This is a genomic window from Pseudomonas sp. S34, assembly GCF_009866745.1.
GTDB classification, from domain to species: Bacteria; Pseudomonadota; Gammaproteobacteria; order Pseudomonadales; family Pseudomonadaceae; genus Aquipseudomonas; species Aquipseudomonas jessenii.
Genome location: NZ_CP019398.1, coordinates 1711307 through 1728041, shown reverse-complemented (window position 1 = coordinate 1728041; position 16735 = coordinate 1711307). Strand labels below are relative to the sequence as shown.

Genomic DNA, 16735 nt, shown 5'->3' with positions numbered 1-16735 from the left:
ACAGGGAAGCACACTCATATTTGGGAGACCACCATGCCGCGTTTCGCAGCCAACCTGTCCATGCTGTTCACCGAACAGGACTTTCTTGCCCGTTTCGAAGCGGCCGCCAAAGCCGGCTTCAGTGGTGTCGAATACCTGTTCCCGTACGACTTCAGCTCCGCCGAAATCAAGGCCCAGCTCGATGCCAACGGTCTGACCCAAGTGCTGTTCAACCTGCCGGCCGGCGACTGGGCCAAGGGCGAGCGCGGTATCGCCTGCCTGCCGGACCGGGTCGAAGAGTTCCGTGCCGGTGTCGACCTGGCCATCGCTTACGCGCAAGTGCTGGGCAACACCCAGGTCAACTGCCTGGCCGGTATTCGTCCGCAGGGCTTTGACGATGCCACCGTGGAGAAAACCTTCGTCGCCAACCTCAAGTACGCAGCCGACAAGCTGCAAGCGGCGGGCATCAAACTGGTGATGGAAGCGATCAACACCCGTGACATTCCAGGTTTCTACCTGAACAACACGGCGCAAGCCCTGTCGATTCGCGAGCAGGTCGGCAGCGCCAACCTGTTCCTGCAATACGACATCTATCACATGCAAATCATGGAAGGCGATCTGGCCCGCACCCTGCAATCGCACCTGGGCGAGATCAACCACGTGCAGCTCGCGGACAACCCGGGGCGCAACGAACCAGGCACCGGTGAAATCAACTACCGCTTCCTGTTCGAACACCTGGACCGCATCGGTTACCAGGGCTGGGTCGGTTGCGAATACAAGCCGCTGACCACCACTGAAGCGGGCCTGGGCTGGTTGAAAACCCATAACGCGATTTAACACATATCCCTGTAGGAGCGAGCCTGCTCGCGAAGAACGATCAGGCGCCGCGATTACTCAAGCAGTACGCATTTTCGTTGAGTTTTTTCGCGAGCAAGCTCGCTCCTACAAAAGACAAAAACAAGAGGATTTTCTCATGGCTAAAATCGGATTTATCGGCACCGGCATCATGGGCCACCCAATGGCGTTGAACCTGCAGAAAGCCGGTCACAGCCTGTTCCTGTCGGCCCACCACGACCCTGCGCCTGCCGACCTGGTCGCTGCTGGCGCCGTTGCCCTGGCGAACCCGAAGGAAGTCGCCCAGGAAGCCGAATTCATCATCGTCATGGTGCCGGATACCCCACAGGTCGATGACGTACTGTTCCGCGCTGATGGCGTTGCCGCCGGTGTTGGCAAAGGCAAAGTGGTGATCGACATGAGCTCGATCTCGCCGACCGCCACCAAGGCTTTCGCAGCAAAGATCAACGAAAAAGGCGCGCAATACCTCGACGCCCCGGTCTCCGGCGGTGAAGTCGGCGCCAAGGCTGCGACCCTGAGCATCATGGTCGGCGGCGATGCCGACGCCTTCGAGCGCGCCCTGCCACTGTTCCAGGCCATGGGCAAGAACATCACCCTGGTCGGCGGCAACGGCGACGGTCAAACCGCCAAGGTGGCCAACCAGATCATCGTGGCCCTGAACATCCAGGCCGTGGCCGAAGCCCTGCTGTTCGCTTCGAAAAACGGTGCCGATCCGGCCAAGGTGCGTGAAGCACTGATGGGCGGTTTCGCGTCCTCCAAGATCCTCGAAGTGCATGGCGAGCGCATGATCAAGGGCACCTTCGATCCAGGCTTCCGCATCAGCCTGCACCAGAAGGACCTGAACCTGGCCCTGCAAGGCGCCAAGGAGCTGAACATCAACCTGCCGAACACCGCCAACACCCAGCAAGTGTTCAGCACCTGCGCGGCCATCGGTGGCAGCAACTGGGACCACTCGGCGCTGATCAAGGGCCTGGAACACATGGCTAACTTCTCGATTCGCGACAAGAAGTAAGCCCTGTCCCACCCTGCATCAAACCTGTGGGAGCGGGCTTGCTCGCGAAGAGGGAGTGTCAGTCGACATGGATACTGACTGAACCACCGCTTTCGCGAGCAAGCCCGCTCCCACAAGGTCCGCGACAACCCCAATAACAAGAATTCCGGGAGCCCGCCATGTCGGTCGATCCGCAACAATTGCTGCGCGAGCTGTTTGCCACAGCCATCGATGCGGCGCATCCGCAACAAGTCCTCGAAGCCCATTTGCCTGCTGACCGCAGCGGTCGCGTGATCGTCATCGGTGCTGGCAAAGCCGCAGCCGCCATGGCCCAGGTGGTCGAGCGCTGCTGGCAGGGTGAAGTGTCCGGCCTGGTGGTGACCCGCTACGGTCACGGCGCACCTTGCGAAAAAATCGAAGTGGTCGAAGCCGCACATCCGGTACCGGACGCTGCAGGTCTGGCGGTGGCCAAGCGTGTGCTGGAACTGGTCAGCGACCTGAACGAATCCGACCGCGTGATCTTCCTGCTCTCCGGCGGTGGCTCTGCCCTGCTGGCACTGCCGGCCGAAGGCATCACCCTGGCCGACAAGCAGTCGATCAACAAAGCCCTGCTCAAGTCCGGCGCCACCATCGGCGAGATGAACTGCGTGCGCAAGCACCTCTCGGCGATCAAGGGTGGGCGTCTGGGCAAAGCCTGCTGGCCTGCCACGGTTTATACCTATGCTATTTCCGATGTGCCGGGCGACCTCGCCACGGTCATCGCCTCTGGCCCTACCGTGGCAGACCCGAGCACGTCGGCCGAAGCGCTGGCGATCCTGAAACGCTACGCCATCGAGGTTCCGGCTTCGGTGCGCGCCTGGCTGCAAAGCCCCGAATCGGAAACCGTCAAACCCGGCGACCCGAGCCTGGCACGCAGTCATTTCCAGTTGATCGCCCGCCCGCAGCAATCCCTTGAAGCGGCGGCGGTGAAATGCCGTCAGGCCGGGTTCAGTCCGCTGATCCTCGGCGACCTTGAAGGCGAATCCCGCGAGGTGGCGAAAGTCCACGCCGGCATCGCACGGCAGATCGTCCTGCACGGTCAGCCGCTGGCGGCGCCCTGCGTGATTCTCTCGGGCGGTGAAACCACCGTCACCGTGCGCGGCAATGGCCGTGGCGGGCGCAATGCCGAGTTCCTGCTCAGCCTGACCGACAGCCTCAAGGGCCTGCCCGGCGTCTACGCACTGGCCGGTGACACCGACGGCATCGACGGTTCCGAAGACAACGCCGGCGCGATCATGACCCCGGACAGCTACGCCCGCGCCGCGGCAAAGGGCCTGAGCGCCAGCGACGAGTTGGATAACAACAACGGTTACGGCTACTTCGAGGCGCTGGACGCCCTGATCGTCACCGAGCCGACCCGAACCAACGTCAACGACTTCCGCGCCATTCTGATCCTTGAGAGCACTAAACATGACGCCTGATAAAAAGGTCAAAATCCTCGCCACGCTCGGCCCGGCCATCGATGGCATCGATGCCATCCGTGAACTGGTGCTGGCCGGGGTCAACATCTTCCGCCTGAACTTCAGCCATGGCGATCATGCTGACCATGCCCAGCGTTTCCAGTGGATTCGTGAAGTCGAGCGTCAGCTCAATTATCCATTGGGCATCCTGATGGACCTGCAAGGCCCGAAACTGCGGGTCGGCAAGTTCGCCGAAGGCAAGGTGCAACTGGTTCGCGGCCAGGCCTTGCGCCTGGATCTCGATGCCACACCGGGCGATGAGCGCCGGGTCAACCTGCCCCACCCGGAAATCATCGCCGCACTGGAGCCGGGCATGGACCTGCTGCTGGACGATGGCAAGTTGCGCCTGCGGGTGGTGACCAAGTACGCCGACGCCATCGACACCACCGTGCTCAATGGCGGCGAACTGTCGGACCGCAAAGGCGTGAACGTGCCACAAGCGGTGCTCGACCTGAGCCCGCTGACCGCCAAGGATCGTCGCGACTTGGCCTTCGGTCTGGAGTTGGGTGTGGACTGGGTGGCGCTGTCGTTCGTGCAACGTCCCGATGACATCCGCGAAGCCCGTACCCTGATCGGCGACAAGGCGTTCCTGATGGCCAAGATCGAGAAGCCCTCGGCCGTCGAGCAACTGCGCGAGATCGCCGAATTGAGCGACGCGATCATGGTCGCCCGGGGTGACCTGGGTGTGGAAGTGCCGGCCGAAAGCGTGCCGCAGATCCAGAAGAACATCATCAGCACCTGCCGCCAGCTCGGCAAACCGGTGGTGGTCGCCACCCAGATGCTGGAGTCGATGCGCTTCTCACCCGCGCCAACCCGCGCCGAAGTCACCGATGTGGCCAACGCCGTGGCCGAAGGTGCGGACGCGGTGATGCTGTCGGCGGAAACCGCATCCGGCGAATACCCGCTCGAAGCCGTGCAGATGATGAGCAAGATCATCCGCCAGGTGGAAAACGGTCCGGACTATCAGACTCAACTCGACGTCAGCCGGCCGAAAGCCGAGGCGACTGTTTCCGATGCGATCAGCTGCGCCATTCGCCGTATCAGCAACGTGCTGCCGGTGGCGGTGCTGGTCAACTACAGCGAGTCCGGTGCGTCGAGCCTGCGTGCGGCGCGGGAGCGGCCGACGGTGCCAATCCTCAACCTGACACCGAACCTGCAGACCGCCCGTCGCCTGAGCGTGGCGTGGGGTGTGCACTCGGTGGTCAACGACCGCCTGCGTCAGGTCGATGAAGTCTGCTCGACGGCACTGGAAATTGCCCAGGCCCAAGGCATGGCGCAGCGTGGCGACACGTTATTGATCACCGCCGGTGTGCCCTTTGGGCAGCCGGGATCGACTAACTCTTTGCGCATTGAGACGTTGATCTAGCGCCTGAACTGGCCTCTTCGCGAGCAAGCCCGCTCCCACAGTTGATCTATGTGCACCACAGAATCAATGACTGAACAAAGATTCAGTGTGGGAGCGGGCTTGCTCGCGAAGCAGGCGACACGATTCACTGGAAACACCACAGATTTCATCATGCCTGCCAATCACTTCAACACCCACTGCCCCGACTGGGCCGAAGCCTTGCTCAACGGCTTCAGCCAGATCTTTCTCCAGCGCAATCCGCTGTGCGGTCTGCTGTGCGTCCTGGCCATCCTGTTCACTGCGCCCGCCTTGCTCGGCGGCGCCTTGCTCGGTGGTGTTGCCGGGCTGCTCACCGCGCAACGCCGAAACTATGCCAAGGCTGATCGTCAGGCCGGGTTGTTCAGCTACAACGGCGTGCTGCTCGGACTGTTGCTGAGCCTGTATTTCCCCTGGTCGGCGATGATGCCGCCACTGATTCTGGCCGCCGGTGGCCTGAGCGCGATGGTCACCCAACAGTGGCTCAAGCGCGTCCGGTTCAGCCAATACCTGCCAGCCTACACCGCGCCCTTCGTTGGGCTGGGCTGGTTGCTGCTGTGCTTCGCCACGCCCTCGACAGAGCCGCATTTGATCGAAGTCAGCACCCTGAACATGCTCGCCGCGCCACTCAAAGGCCTCGGCCAGGTGATGTTCCTCGGTCATCCGCTGGCCGGTGCGATGATTGCCGCCGGTTTGCTGATCGCTGATCGCCGCGCATTCTGCTGGGCGTTGCTGGCCTCAGTCGCGGGCATGGGCTGGAGCCTGCTGAACCACGATTTCTATACCGCACTGCTCGGCCTCGGTGGCTATAACGCCGTGCTGGCCGCCCTCGCCTTCAGCTCGCAGCGTCGCCAACCGTGGCTGCCGCTGGTTGGCATCGGCCTGGCGCTGCTGCTGACGCCGCTGTTTGCCGCCATCGGTCTGCCCACCCTGACCGCGCCGTTCATTCTTGCCGGCTGGCTGATTCGCAGTGTTATTCAAATGCTCGGCAAAGCCACAGTCGAAAGCGCGCCTTGCGCTCCCGGGGAGAATCAACCTAGGCTGCGCTGATTTGCGGCCAAGGCGATGTGCATGATCAGCAACGACACGTGGCGTAATCGCCTGTACGTGATTATTTTCCAGACCGACACCGTCGCCGGTCGACGCTTCGACTCCACCCTGCTGCTGATCATCTTCGCCAGCCTGGTAGTCGTGATTCTGGACAGCATCGATGACGTTCACCAGCACTACGCCAGCCTGCTGGCGTACATCGAGTGGGGCTTCACGGCGATCTTCCTCGGCGAGTACATCCTGCGCCTGTACTGCTCGCCCAAGCCCCTGCGCTACGCCTTCAGTTTCTATGGGCTGGTGGACCTGCTGGCCATCGTGCCCGGCATCCTCGCGCTGTACTACAGCGATGCCCAGTACCTGCTGATCATCCGGGTGATCCGGATGCTGCGGATCTTCCGCGTGCTCAAGCTCGGCCCGTACCTCAAGCAAGCTCATTACCTGCTCGATGCCCTGCGTGGCAGCAAGCAGAAGATCCTTGTGTTCCTGCTCAGCGTCTGCACCCTGGTGACGGTGTTCGGCACCCTGATGTATGTGGTCGAAGGCCCGCAACATGGCTTCACCAGCATTCCCAAGGGCATTTACTGGGCTATCGTGACGTTGACCACCGTCGGTTACGGCGACATCGTGCCCAAGACCGCACTGGGTCAGGTCATCTCGTCGATGGTGATGATCACCGGTTACTCGATCATCGCCGTGCCCACCGGGATCTTCACCGCCGAACTGGCCACGGCCATGCGTGGCGGCCAGTTGCAGCACCACTGCCCGGTGTGCGCCAAGGACAGCCATGAGCCGGAGGCGTCGTTCTGCTCCCGTTGCGGTAATGCGCTGTTCAGGAAACGGGAATAAGCAAAGAGCTTTTTAATCTTTAAAGGACTATACGAGCCCAGTTATAGTCGCTGGCAAATTGCCCCACTTTTAATAGAACAAGGAATGCGCAGTGAAAAAACTCTTTGGCGCCTCGCTTATCGCCGCTGGCCTGGCCCTGGGCAACATCGCCCAGGCTGCACCGACCCTGCTCAACGTTTCCTACGACGTGATGCGCGATTTCTACAAGGACTACAACACTGCGTTCCAGAAACACTGGCAAGCCGAGCACAACGAAAACATCACCCTGCAAATGTCCTTCGGCGGCTCCAGCAAACAGGCGCGTTCGGTCATCGACGGCTTGCCGGCCGACGTCATCACCATGAACATGGCCACCGACATCAACGCCCTGGCGGACAATGGCAAACTGGTCCCGGACAACTGGGTCACGCGCCTGCCGAACAACAGCGCGCCGTTCACCTCGGCCACCGTGTTCATCGTGCGCAAGGGCAACCCGAAAGCCCTGAAAGACTGGCCGGACCTGCTCAAGGACGGCGTTCAGGTCATCGTCCCGAACCCGAAAACCTCCGGCAACGGTCGCTACACCTACCTGTCGGCCTGGGGCTACGTGCTGAAAAACGGCGGCGACGAGAACAAGGCCAAAGATTTCGTCGGCAAGCTGTTCAAACAAGCGCCGGTGCTGGATACCGGTGGCCGCGCCGCGACGACTACTTTCATGACCAACCAGATCGGCGACGTATTGGTGACGTTCGAGAATGAAGCGGAAATGATCGCCCGCGAGTTCGGCCGTGATCAGTTCGAAGTCATCTACCCAAGCGTTTCCGCCGAAGCCGAGCCACCGGTGTCGGTGGTCGACAAGACCGTCGACAAAAAAGGCACCCGTGCAGCGGCCGAGGAATACCTGAAGTACTTGTGGTCGCCGGAAGGTCAGGAAATTGCCGCGGCAAACTACCTGCGCCCGCGTGACCCAGCCGTGCTGGCCAAGTACACCGACCGTTTCCCGAAAGTAGACTTCCTGTCGGTCGAGAAGACCTTCGGCGACTGGCGCACCGTGCAGAAGACCCACTTCAATGATGGCGGGGTTTTCGACCAGATCTACAGCGGCAAGTAATCGGCTGAAACACTGCAACTTCTGTGGGAGCGAGCTTGCTCGCGATGACAATTGAACAGTCAGCATCGTCGTTGACTGCCATTACGCTATCGCGAGCAAGCTCGCTCCCACAGGTTCTGCGACATCCCGCTACATCGGCGGCGTCACGTCATCCTTGCCCGCCGAAATGGATTGGGCGGTGAGCGTGCCGTCAGCGCCCGGCGTCACAAAGGTCACGATCTTCACGAACAAGATGTAAGTGAATGTATCATTCACCCTCGATGTTCTGACGCAAGACACACGCGTTCGTCAGTCATTCCGCAATGGAATGATTGCTATCACTCCAATCCCACTTCCGCCGTTTCAGTCAGCCCATTAGCCTGCGCGCATTCCTTTCCGTACAGCGAGACCCGTTATGAACCCAGCGACCCAGGTGTCCCACGGCACCGCGACAATGACCCGAGGCATGGTGCTGCTGTTCGCCTTCTGCTGCGGCGCCATTGTCGCCAATATCTACTACGCCCAGCCGATCATCGGCCTGATCGCGCCGGACATTGGCCTGACCAACACCATGGCCAGCCTGATCGTTTCCTTGACTCAGATCGGCTATGCGCTGGGACTGTTTTTCCTGGTGCCGCTGGGGGATCTGCTGGAGAACCGCCGGTTGATGATCATCACCACGCTGGTGGCAATTGTCAGCCTGCTAGGTGCGGCGTTTACCGACCAGCCGAACGTGTTTTTGCTGATTTCGCTGTTGGTGGGCTTCAGTTCGGTTTCGGTGCAAATCCTGATTCCGTTGGCCGCGCACCTGGCACCGGAAGAAACCCGTGGCCGTGTGGTGGGCGGGATCATGGGTGGGTTGTTGCTCGGCATTCTGCTGGCCCGACCGGTGTCCAGCGTGGTGGCCGACCACTTCGGCTGGCGGGCGATGTTTGTGATTGCCGCGGTGTTGATGGCGGCCATCAGCATCGTGCTGGCCGTGACCATTCCCAAGCGTGAGCCTGATCACAGCGCCTCCTATGGCCAGTTGCTGGGCTCTCTGTGGACGCTTTTGCGCAAGCAACCGGTCCTGCGCCAGCGTGCGTTTTACCAAGGCTGCATGTTTGCCACCTTCAGCCTGTTCTGGACCGCCGTGCCGCTGGAACTGGCGCGCAATCACGGTTTGTCGCAAAGCGAGATCGCGATCTTCGCCCTGGTCGGGGCCATCGGCGCCATTGCTGCCCCGATCGCCGGTCGCCTGGCCGATGCCGGTCACACCCGCATCGCATCGTTGCTGGCCCTGCTGTTTGCCAGCCTGAGTTTCATGCCGGCGTTTATCCATCCGGTCTACAGCGTCATCGGCCTGGCGGTGACCGGCGTGGTGCTCGACTTCTGCGTGCAGATGAACATGGTCCTCGGCCAGCGCGCCGTCTACGCCCTCGACGGCAAAAGCCGCAGCCGCCTGAATGCGCTGTACATGACCAGCATCTTCATCGGCGGCGCCTTCGGCTCTTCGGTGGCCAGCGCGGTGTACGAACACGGTGGCTGGTTGTGGATCGTGATCGTCGGCAGCGCGTTTCCGCTGTTGGCGTTGTTGCGGTTCTTGAGTGTTTCGCAGAAGGCTTCGCTGGCGACGGCGTAAGCCTCAAAACCCGGTCGGATCGCCGCCCGGAGCAGGCTCGCTCCCACAGTGGATCGGCCGTTCAACAAGGCCGGCGAGGAGCAATCGGTCATCGTCAGCGGCCGGATCCGCGTCAATGCCGCCGAAGGCCTGCGAGAAGCCGTGCTGGCCCACCAAGGGCTGGCCATGGCCTCGCAATGGATGTTTGCGCCGGAACTGGCCGACGGTTCGGTTCGGGAAGTGATGAAGGACTGGACACTGCCGGACCTGGATTTGTGGACGGTTTTCCCTACAGGGAGAATGGCCAGCGCCAACGCTCGGGCATTCGTGGAGTATGTGCAGGGGTTGTTGGCCTGGAAGGCCTGACAGGCAGCCGGGAGTTACTCGTCAATGCAGACCAGCAACCGTTCGACCGTTTGCTCAAGCGGCCCTGAGTTGTCGAGCACGTGCACGGCCGGGTCCTCCGCCAGCAATTGCTCGCTGAATCTGGCATTGCGTGCCAACCGCTGGTCGATCTCGATCGGCGATTCCCGCCCGCGTTCCAGCAAGCGCTGGCGCAGTACTGCCTGATCCACAGTCAACAACAGCACCAACGCGTTCGGATAGCGCAGGCGCGTGTTCTGCAAATGCCCGCGAGAACCATTGATCAGCACGTCCTGCCCGGCGGCCAGCCAATTGTCGATTTCCCGTGGGATGCCATAGGACAATCCGTTGGCGTGCCAGCTCAGGGCAAACGCGCCCTGGGCCTCCATTTCGGCGAACTGCTGTTCACTGACGCCCAGCGCCGCTTCGCCCACGGCTTCCGCCGAGCGCGTGATGACCCGCCGCACGATACGGCAGCCGCTTTCGGCCAACCGTGTTCGCGCGGCATCCAGCAGGCTGTCCTTGCCCGAACCTGAAGGCCCGATGAGATAGATCAACCTGCCCGCCATCAAACCACCCTCTTCATTTGTCGCCCTGTTTGCCGGATCCACGGCAGACCGTCCTGATTGCGCTTGCGCCAGATCAGCCCGCAGGCCCGGCGTATGATCCATCACCGACACCGGTTGCACCAGCGGGTTTTCCAGCGGGTCTCGGTATACGCCAAGGGTGTCCTCGCAGAGCATTGACGCCTCGGCGCGGGCGAGTCCATCCAATTACGGCGGGTTACTTGGCAATTCCCCAAGTAACCAAGGGCTCTTGCCCCTCACGTTCGGCCTCTCGAGAGGGCAAGAAGATCAAAAGCCAAAGCAAAAGCGAGGCAGCCTACTGGCCGGCCTGATCGCAATTGAACGCGTTCCCCCTGTAGGAGCGAGCTTGCTCGCGAAAAACGCCGGGACACCGCGGGGATTCAAACAGCCCGCGTTATCGTTGACGTCCATCGCGAGCAAGCTCGCTCTCACAGAATTGAGCAGTGACCCACCCATCACATTCCAGCAGGCACAAAAAAGGCGACCCGAAGGTCGCCTTTTTTGCGTTACTGCCCGAATTTTCGCCCCAAGCCACCCGGTACACCCTGGATGTCAGTATCTTCCCACGGCCCTTGCGGACTAATCGACCGACTCCAACCATTATCCCAGCGGTAATAGGTACGTTGGCGATAAAAGGTATTGGGCTGGTCATCAAGCACATACACCCCGAGCTTCGGATCCCAATGGCTATTGCCCCCCGGTGGTGGCGCGAAGCTGGCAGAAGTGCGTGGCAACGGCTTGGAGGGTTTGGCCGGGATGGTCGGCTTGCTCGGTACAGGCGACGTCGATGGCGTGGGGCTGGGCTGCGACGGCGGGAACGGTGGTGGTGCCTGATGTTCCGTTGGTTGCTGGACCGCACAAGCGCTTAACCCCAAAACAGCGCTGAGCAGGGCAATACGAGCAATGGCGGTCATGGTGGCGTTTCCTGTTATTTATCCGGGCTGTCGATGGTCAGTGTCTGCGGCGCGGTGGTGCTGCTGGCCAGGGGCTGGCTGCGACCAATCCATTCGCCGGCGGTCGGTTTGCCGGCACGGGAAATGCGCGCAACCAGTTGGACTTCAGGGAAGTTCGACAGTTTCAATTGCGGCATCATTGCGTCGGCATCGCCCAGTTCGACGGTTACCGGCAGGTCGGCCACGGTCATGCGCTTGACCGCCAGCGGGGCTGGAGGACCGGAGATCGCACGGGCGAAGATGAACACGCTGTCGCCAGGCTGGACCTTGGATTTGAGGTCCGCGGCCAGATCGACACTGACCTTGAGCAACGCCGAGGCCTTGGCCGCCGGTGCTTGTGCAACCTTGCCGCCACTGGCCACCAGCTTTTCCGTGGCCCGGGTAATTCCGCCTTGCAGCGCCTCGCGGGACTTGTCCTCCGGCGGCAGCTGCGCCAACAGGCGATTCCAGTAATCGATGGCGTCCTGATAACGCTCGCTTTCAAACGCGGCAATGCCAAGCAAGCCAAGGCTGGTGACTTCTTTCGGATCGGTCTTGAGCGCTTCGTCGGTCAGGGCCTGGACCTTGTCCGACCACTTCTTGCCATCGGCGAAGTACTGGGCCTGGGCCCATTGACCGAGCAACTCGGGCTGGCGACCGGCCAGACCCACGGTGCGTTCGAACATTTTCGCCGCGTCCGCCGGGCGATCCTGGGCCATGTAGGTGCGACCGAGGAAATACATGCCTTCAGCGGAATCCGGTTGAGCGGCGACCGCACGTTCCAGGCGCCGCGTCATCTCTTCCATCGACTGGGGTGCCTGGGAGAACTCGCGGGTCAGTTCGACCTTGTCGCTGGCACCGAAATGCAGATACAGGCCCAGGCCCAGCACCGGCACCAGAATGGCCGCCAGCAACGGCAAGGGTTTGCCCAGACGCGACACCCGTGGCGCTTCAGCGCCTTCGGTGTCCGCCAGCAACTCACGGGCAGCTTCGGCGCGACCGGCGTCCATTTGCGCGGCATCGAGCACGCCCTCTTCCTGCTGAGTCTGCAACTCAGCCACGCGCTCCTGATACAGCGCGACGTTCAGGGCGGTACGATCCTCTTCGCGCTGGGCGCGACGGCTGCGCAGCACCGGGATCAACAGAAAACTCAGGGCAACCAGAAGCAGCAGACCTGCAGCGAGCCAGAAATCAATCATTCTTGGTTTTATCCAACAGGTGGTCGAGGCGCGAGCGCTCCTCGGCAGAAAGCGAGTCCGGGGTGCCGGCGCGTTGCACGCGACGACGGCGGACGATCACCGCGATGATCACGACACCGCCCAGCAGCAGGCCGGCGGGGCCGAACCAGAGCAAGGCGGTCTTGGCGTTCAGCGCAGGCTTGTAGCGGACGAAATCACCGTAGCGATCGACCATGAAGTCGATGATCTGCTGGTTGTCCTTGCCCTCGCCGAGCATGCGGAAAATCTCTTTGCGCAAGTCGGCGGCAATCGGTGCGTTGGAATCGGCGATGTCCTGATTCTGGCACTTGGGGCAACGCAGCTCCTTGGTCAACTCGCGGAAACGCTCGCGATCTTCTTCCTTGGCGAACTCGTAGGTGTCGATGGCCGCGTGGGCCACGCCCGCCAGGCTCAAGCCCAGGACAACGGCAGCGATCCAGCGCTTCATGGCTTGGCCTCGTCGACCAGCGCCTGGTACTTGCCCGCCAGTTTTTCACGCCAGACCTGCTCGTCGATCACGCCGACGAACTTGTCACGGATGATGCCCTTGGCGTCGATGAAGAAGGTTTCCGGTGCGCCGTACACGCCGAGATTCAGGCCCAGCGAGCCTTCGTCGTCACGAATGTCCAGCGCATACGGATTGTGGAAGTCCTTCAGCCACTTCAAGGCATCGGCGTTGACGTCCTTGTAGTTGATGCCGTAGATCACCACGCCCTGCTGGGCCAGTTTGTTCAACACCGGGTGCTCGACCCGGCAGGAAATGCACCAGGTGCCCCAGACGTTGACCAGCGCCGGTTTGCCCAGAATGTCAGCGCGGGTCAGGGTCTTGTCGCCCTGCACCGACGGCAGGGAAAATTCCGGGAACGGCTTGTTGATCATGGCCGAAGGCAGCTCGGCCGGATCCAGGTACAACCCACGGTAAAGGAATACAGCGACCACCAGAAAAATCGCCAGTGGCAGCAACATCAACCAACGCTTCATGCAGTGGCTCCCGACATGCCCAGTGCTTCGCGCACGCGGCTTTTGACCTTGACCCGATAACGCCGATCCAGCGCCGCCAGCAACCCGCCAGCGCCTGTCAGCAAGCCGCCGAACCAGATCCAGCGCACGAACGGCTTGACGTGCACGCGCACGGCCCAGGCGCCATTACCCAGTGGTTCACCGAGGGCGACATAGAGGTCGCGGGTGAAACCGGCGTCGATGCCCGCTTCGGTCATTACCGAGTTCTGCACGGTATACAGGCGTTTTTCCGGGTGCAGCACGCTGATTTCCTTGCCGTTGCGGATCACTCGCACGGTGCCCTTGTCGGAGGTGAAGTTCGGGCCTTCGAAGTGTTTGGCGCCTTCGAAGACGAACTGATAGCCGCCCAGGTCCATGGATTCGCCGGGCGCCAGGCGCAGATCGCGCTCGGCACTGTTCTGGCTCGACAGCACGACACCCAGCGCACACACGGCGATGCCCAGGTGCGCGATCTGCATGCCCCAGTAGCTGCGGGTCAGGGTTGGCAGTCCTTTGATCAGGCCCTTGTGGCGAGTCTTGTCGAAGATGTCACGCACGCCGGCCAGCAACACCCAGGCAGCGAGCATGAAGGTCGCGAGCACGGCCCAGTTGAAATCGCCGTAGGCGATGCCGGCCACTACGGCCAGCGCGGCACTGCCGAGCAGGACCGGGGTGAGCATGCTTACCAGCCATTTCACCGGCGTGTCTTTCCAGCGCACGATCACGCCGACCGCCATCACCACCATCAGCAATGCCATCAACGGAATGAACAGCGCGTTGAAGTATGGCGGGCCGACGGACAGCTTGGCGCCGGTCATGGCATCCAGAATCAGCGGATACAAGGTGCCGAGCAGGATCATCGACGCGGCCACCACCAGCACCAGGTTGTTACCCAGCAGCAGGGTTTCCCGGGACCAGAGGTTGAAGCCCACCTGGCTCTTGACCACCGGCGCGCGCAGGGCGAACAGCGTCAGCGAACCACCGACCACGAACAGCAGGAAAATCAGGATGAACACCCCGCGCTCCGGGTCGGACGCAAAGGCGTGCACCGAGGTCAGCACGCCGGAACGCACGAGGAAGGTGCCCAGCAGGCTCAAGGAGAAAGCGGCGATGGCCAGCAACACAGTCCAGCTTTTGAACACGCCACGTTTTTCCGTGACCGCCAACGAGTGAATCAGTGCGGTGCCCACCAGCCATGGCATGAACGAGGCGTTTTCCACCGGGTCCCAGAACCACCAGCCACCCCAGCCGAGTTCGTAATAGGCCCACCACGAACCAAGGGTGATACCAATACCGAGGAACGCCCAGGCCACGATGGTCCACGGACGCGACCAGCGCGCCCAGGCGGCGTCCAGGCGACCGCCCATCAACGCGGCGATGGCGAAGGCGAAGGCCACCGAGAAGCCGACGTAGCCCATGTACAGCATCGGCGGGTGAACGATCAGGCCGATGTCTTGCAGCAGCGGGTTGAGGTCGGCACCGTCGGTGGGCATTTGCGGCAGGATGCGCTTGAACGGGTTGGAGGTCATGATCAGGAACAGCAGGAAACCGGTACTGATCATGCCCATCACCGCCAGCACGCGGGCCAGCATGACCTGCGGCAACTGCCGGGAAAACACCGACACCGCAAAGGTCCAGCCGCCGAGAATCAAGGCCCACAACAGCAGGGAACCTTCGTGGGCACCCCACACGGCGCTGAACTTGTAGTACCACGGCAAGGCACTGTTGGAGTTGTTGGCCACGTAGGCCACGGAGAAATCGTCGACCATGAAAGCGTAGGTCAGGCAACCGAAGGCGAACAGCAAGAACGCGAACTGCCCCCACGCGGCCGGCTGGGCCAGACTCATCCAGAAGCGGTCACCGCGCCAGGCACCGACCAATGGCACCACGGCCTGAACCAGCGCGAAACACAGCGCCAGGATCATGGCCAGGTGGCCCAATTCGGGAATGAAGATTCCAGCTGTCATCAGTTAGCCCTCTTTCGCGGGAGTGGGTGCCGACTGGCCGCTGTCTTTCAACGCCTTGGTCACTTCCGGCGGCATGTACTTTTCATCGTGCTTGGCCAGCACTTCATCGGCCACCACCACACCATCGGCATTGAGCTTACCCAAGGCGACGATGCCCTGCCCTTCGCGGAACAGGTCCGGCAGGATGCCGCGATAAGTGATGGTCACGGATTTGTTGAAGTCGGTGACGACAAACTTCACGTCCAGCGAGTCGCCGGAGCGCTGCAAGGAACCGGCCTCGACCATGCCGCCGGCGCGGATGCGAGTGTCTTGCGGGGCTTCGCCGTTGGCGATCTGGGTCGGTGTGTAAAACAGGTTGATGTTCTGCTGCAGGGCGCTCAGGGCCAGGCCAACGGCAGCGCCGACCCCGACCAGGATCGCGAGAATGATGATAAGACGCTTTTTACGCAGCGGATTCACTTGCCGTTCTCCCGGCGCAGACGGCGCGCCTCTTGTTGCAGATACCGCTTGCGGGCCAGGATCGGCGCCGCCACGTTGAGGGCCAATACCGCCAGGCAGATGCCATAGGCTGACCAGACATACAGGCCATGATGACCCATGGCGACGAAGTCGCCGAATGAAGCAAAACTCATCGAGCGACCTCCAGGCTGTTTTCGACTTCGGTTTTGACCCAACTGGCCCGGGCTTCGCGCTTGAGCACTTCAAGACGCATGCGCAGCAGCAGGACCGCGCCGAAGAAACAGTAGAAACCCAGCGCCGTCAGCAGCAGTGGCAGCCACATCTCGGCTGGCATCGCCGGTTTTTCGGTGAGGGTGAAGGTCGCGCCCTGGTGCAGTGTGTTCCACCACTCCACCGAGTACTTGATGATCGGGATGTTGATCACACCAACGATCGCCAGCACCGCACAGGCCTTGGCCGCGCTGTCACGATTGCTGATGGCGTTACCCAATGCAATGAGACCGAAGTACAGGAACAGCAGGATAAGCATGGACGTAAGGCGTGCATCCCAAACCCACCACGAACCCCAGGTCGGCTTGCCCCAGATCGCCCCGGTGACCAGCGCCACGGCGGTCATCCAGGCGCCGATGGGCGCCGCGCATTGCAGGGCGACGTCGGCCAGTTTCATCTTCCACACAAGGCCGACGATGCCGCACACGGCCAGCATCACGTAGATGGACTGCGCCAGCATGGCGGCCGGAACGTGGATATAGATGATGCGAAAGCTGTTGCCCTGCTGGTAGTCCGGCGGCGCGAAGGCCAGGCCCCAGACCACGCCAACGCCGATCAGCAGCAACGCCGCAACGCTCAGCCAGGGCAGCATTTTGCCGCTGATGCCGTAAAACCATTTGGGCGAGCCAAGCTTGTGAAACCACGTCCAGTTCATACTGTTTCCATCACGG

18 protein-coding genes and 1 pseudogene are annotated in these 16735 nt (G+C 61.8%); 9 read left to right on the top strand and 10 right to left on the bottom strand.

What is annotated here, in order from left to right:
• Nucleotides 1-33: 33 nt before the first annotated feature.
• From hyi to PspS34_RS07575, 7 genes are all read left to right on the top strand, one after another.
• Nucleotides 34-816, top strand: coding sequence for a hydroxypyruvate isomerase (hyi, locus tag PspS34_RS07605; RefSeq protein WP_090453874.1), 783 nt, complete (start codon nt 34-36; stop codon nt 814-816).
• A gap of 136 nt (nt 817-952) precedes the next feature.
• Complete coding sequence (locus tag PspS34_RS07600) at nt 953-1846, top strand: 2-hydroxy-3-oxopropionate reductase (RefSeq protein WP_057715850.1); 894 nt, start codon at nt 953-955, stop codon at nt 1844-1846.
• 158 nt (nt 1847-2004) lie between these two features.
• Nucleotides 2005-3285, top strand: a complete 1281-nt coding sequence (locus PspS34_RS07595; RefSeq protein ID WP_057715851.1) for a glycerate kinase — start codon at nt 2005-2007, stop codon at nt 3283-3285.
• A complete protein-coding gene (gene pyk, locus PspS34_RS07590; RefSeq protein ID WP_090453871.1) occupies nt 3275-4690 on the top strand; it encodes a pyruvate kinase in 1416 nt (471 codons plus the stop codon). The genes PspS34_RS07595 and pyk overlap by 11 nt, the downstream gene beginning before the upstream one ends.
• 150 nt (nt 4691-4840) lie before the next feature.
• The gene (locus tag PspS34_RS07585) at nt 4841-5755 is read left to right on the top strand and encodes an urea transporter (protein ID WP_090457776.1); all 915 of its coding nucleotides are present in this window, start codon (nt 4841-4843) and stop codon (nt 5753-5755) included.
• Nucleotides 5756-5776: 21 nt separating this feature from the next.
• Complete coding sequence (locus tag PspS34_RS07580; RefSeq protein ID WP_090453869.1) at nt 5777-6601, top strand: ion transporter; 825 nt, start codon at nt 5777-5779, stop codon at nt 6599-6601.
• A gap of 91 nt (nt 6602-6692) precedes the next feature.
• Nucleotides 6693-7691 (top strand): sulfate ABC transporter substrate-binding protein, encoded by a 999-nt coding sequence (locus tag PspS34_RS07575; RefSeq protein ID WP_102669706.1) that lies wholly within the window; start codon nt 6693-6695, stop codon nt 7689-7691.
• 129 nt (nt 7692-7820) lie between these two features.
• On the opposite strand, the gene PspS34_RS28780 is transcribed toward PspS34_RS07575, so the two are convergent.
• Nucleotides 7821-7946, bottom strand: coding sequence for a hypothetical protein (locus tag PspS34_RS28780; RefSeq protein WP_256355609.1), 126 nt, complete (start codon nt 7944-7946; stop codon nt 7821-7823).
• A gap of 139 nt (nt 7947-8085) precedes the next feature.
• On the opposite strand from PspS34_RS28780, the gene PspS34_RS07570 reads away from it, so the two are divergent.
• Both PspS34_RS07570 and PspS34_RS07565 read left to right on the top strand, forming a co-directional pair.
• Entirely contained in the window at nt 8086-9291 is a 1206-nt protein-coding gene (locus PspS34_RS07570) for an MFS transporter (RefSeq protein WP_150813444.1), read from the top strand.
• Nucleotides 9292-9351: 60 nt separating this feature from the next.
• Nucleotides 9352-9636, top strand: a pseudogene (locus PspS34_RS07565) (LysR substrate-binding domain-containing protein); the annotation flags it as partial.
• A gap of 14 nt (nt 9637-9650) precedes the next feature.
• Here PspS34_RS07565 and phnN read toward each other — a convergent pair.
• From phnN to PspS34_RS07520, 9 genes are all read right to left on the bottom strand, one after another.
• Nucleotides 9651-10202: a phosphonate metabolism protein/1,5-bisphosphokinase (PRPP-forming) PhnN gene (phnN, locus tag PspS34_RS07560; protein ID WP_150813443.1), complete on the bottom strand. Its 552-nt coding sequence runs from the start codon at nt 10200-10202 to the stop codon at nt 9651-9653.
• Between the two features lie 524 nt (nt 10203-10726).
• Nucleotides 10727-11134 (bottom strand): hypothetical protein, encoded by a 408-nt coding sequence (locus tag PspS34_RS07555; protein ID WP_079246789.1) that lies wholly within the window; start codon nt 11132-11134, stop codon nt 10727-10729.
• A 14-nt stretch (nt 11135-11148) separates the two neighbouring features.
• Entirely contained in the window at nt 11149-12351 is a 1203-nt protein-coding gene (gene ccmI, locus PspS34_RS07550) for a c-type cytochrome biogenesis protein CcmI (protein WP_154947859.1), read from the bottom strand.
• Nucleotides 12344-12817, bottom strand: coding sequence for a cytochrome c-type biogenesis protein (locus tag PspS34_RS07545; RefSeq protein ID WP_102669711.1), 474 nt, complete (start codon nt 12815-12817; stop codon nt 12344-12346). Before PspS34_RS07545 ends, ccmI begins: the two co-directional genes overlap by 8 nt.
• Nucleotides 12814-13350 carry a DsbE family thiol:disulfide interchange protein gene (locus tag PspS34_RS07540; RefSeq protein ID WP_150724492.1) on the bottom strand — a complete coding sequence of 179 codons (537 nt, stop codon included), beginning with the start codon at nt 13348-13350 and terminating at the stop codon, nt 12814-12816. Before PspS34_RS07540 ends, PspS34_RS07545 begins: the two co-directional genes overlap by 4 nt.
• Nucleotides 13347-15335: a heme lyase CcmF/NrfE family subunit gene (locus PspS34_RS07535; RefSeq protein WP_057715862.1), complete on the bottom strand. Its 1989-nt coding sequence runs from the start codon at nt 15333-15335 to the stop codon at nt 13347-13349. Before PspS34_RS07535 ends, PspS34_RS07540 begins: the two co-directional genes overlap by 4 nt.
• 3 nt (nt 15336-15338) lie before the next feature.
• Entirely contained in the window at nt 15339-15794 is a 456-nt protein-coding gene (gene ccmE / locus PspS34_RS07530; protein WP_008052305.1) for a cytochrome c maturation protein CcmE, read from the bottom strand.
• Nucleotides 15791-15967, bottom strand: coding sequence for a heme exporter protein CcmD (ccmD, locus tag PspS34_RS07525; RefSeq protein WP_057715863.1), 177 nt, complete (start codon nt 15965-15967; stop codon nt 15791-15793). The genes ccmE and ccmD overlap by 4 nt, the downstream gene beginning before the upstream one ends.
• Nucleotides 15964-16719 (bottom strand): heme ABC transporter permease, encoded by a 756-nt coding sequence (locus tag PspS34_RS07520; protein WP_102669713.1) that lies wholly within the window; start codon nt 16717-16719, stop codon nt 15964-15966. Before PspS34_RS07520 ends, ccmD begins: the two co-directional genes overlap by 4 nt.
• Nucleotides 16720-16735: the final 16 nt, after the last annotated feature.

Excerpts from the sequence above, each read along its gene's own strand:
- PspS34_RS07580 (WP_090453869.1), top strand. The coding sequence starts at position 5,777 with ATGATCAGCAACGACACGTGGCGTAATCGCCTGTACGTGATTATTTTC.
- PspS34_RS07585 (WP_090457776.1), top strand. The coding sequence starts at position 4,841 with ATGCCTGCCAATCACTTCAACACCCACTGCCCCGACTGGGCCGAAGCC.
- PspS34_RS07570 (WP_150813444.1), top strand. The coding sequence starts at position 8,086 with ATGAACCCAGCGACCCAGGTGTCCCACGGCACCGCGACAATGACCCGA.
- PspS34_RS07535 (WP_057715862.1), bottom strand. The coding sequence starts at position 15,335 with ATGACAGCTGGAATCTTCATTCCCGAATTGGGCCACCTGGCCATGATC.
- PspS34_RS07520 (WP_102669713.1), bottom strand. The coding sequence starts at position 16,719 with ATGAACTGGACGTGGTTTCACAAGCTTGGCTCGCCCAAATGGTTTTAC.
- pyk (WP_090453871.1), top strand. The coding sequence starts at position 3,275 with ATGACGCCTGATAAAAAGGTCAAAATCCTCGCCACGCTCGGCCCGGCC.
- ccmI (WP_154947859.1), bottom strand. The coding sequence starts at position 12,351 with ATGATTGATTTCTGGCTCGCTGCAGGTCTGCTGCTTCTGGTTGCCCTG.
- PspS34_RS07545 (WP_102669711.1), bottom strand. The coding sequence starts at position 12,817 with ATGAAGCGCTGGATCGCTGCCGTTGTCCTGGGCTTGAGCCTGGCGGGC.
- phnN (WP_150813443.1), bottom strand. The coding sequence starts at position 10,202 with ATGGCGGGCAGGTTGATCTATCTCATCGGGCCTTCAGGTTCGGGCAAG.
- PspS34_RS07555 (WP_079246789.1), bottom strand. The coding sequence starts at position 11,134 with ATGACCGCCATTGCTCGTATTGCCCTGCTCAGCGCTGTTTTGGGGTTA.
- PspS34_RS07595 (WP_057715851.1), top strand. The coding sequence starts at position 2,005 with ATGTCGGTCGATCCGCAACAATTGCTGCGCGAGCTGTTTGCCACAGCC.
- ccmD (WP_057715863.1), bottom strand. The coding sequence starts at position 15,967 with ATGAGTTTTGCTTCATTCGGCGACTTCGTCGCCATGGGTCATCATGGC.
- PspS34_RS07600 (WP_057715850.1), top strand. The coding sequence starts at position 953 with ATGGCTAAAATCGGATTTATCGGCACCGGCATCATGGGCCACCCAATG.
- PspS34_RS07540 (WP_150724492.1), bottom strand. The coding sequence starts at position 13,350 with ATGAAGCGTTGGTTGATGTTGCTGCCACTGGCGATTTTTCTGGTGGTC.
- hyi (WP_090453874.1), top strand. The coding sequence starts at position 34 with ATGCCGCGTTTCGCAGCCAACCTGTCCATGCTGTTCACCGAACAGGAC.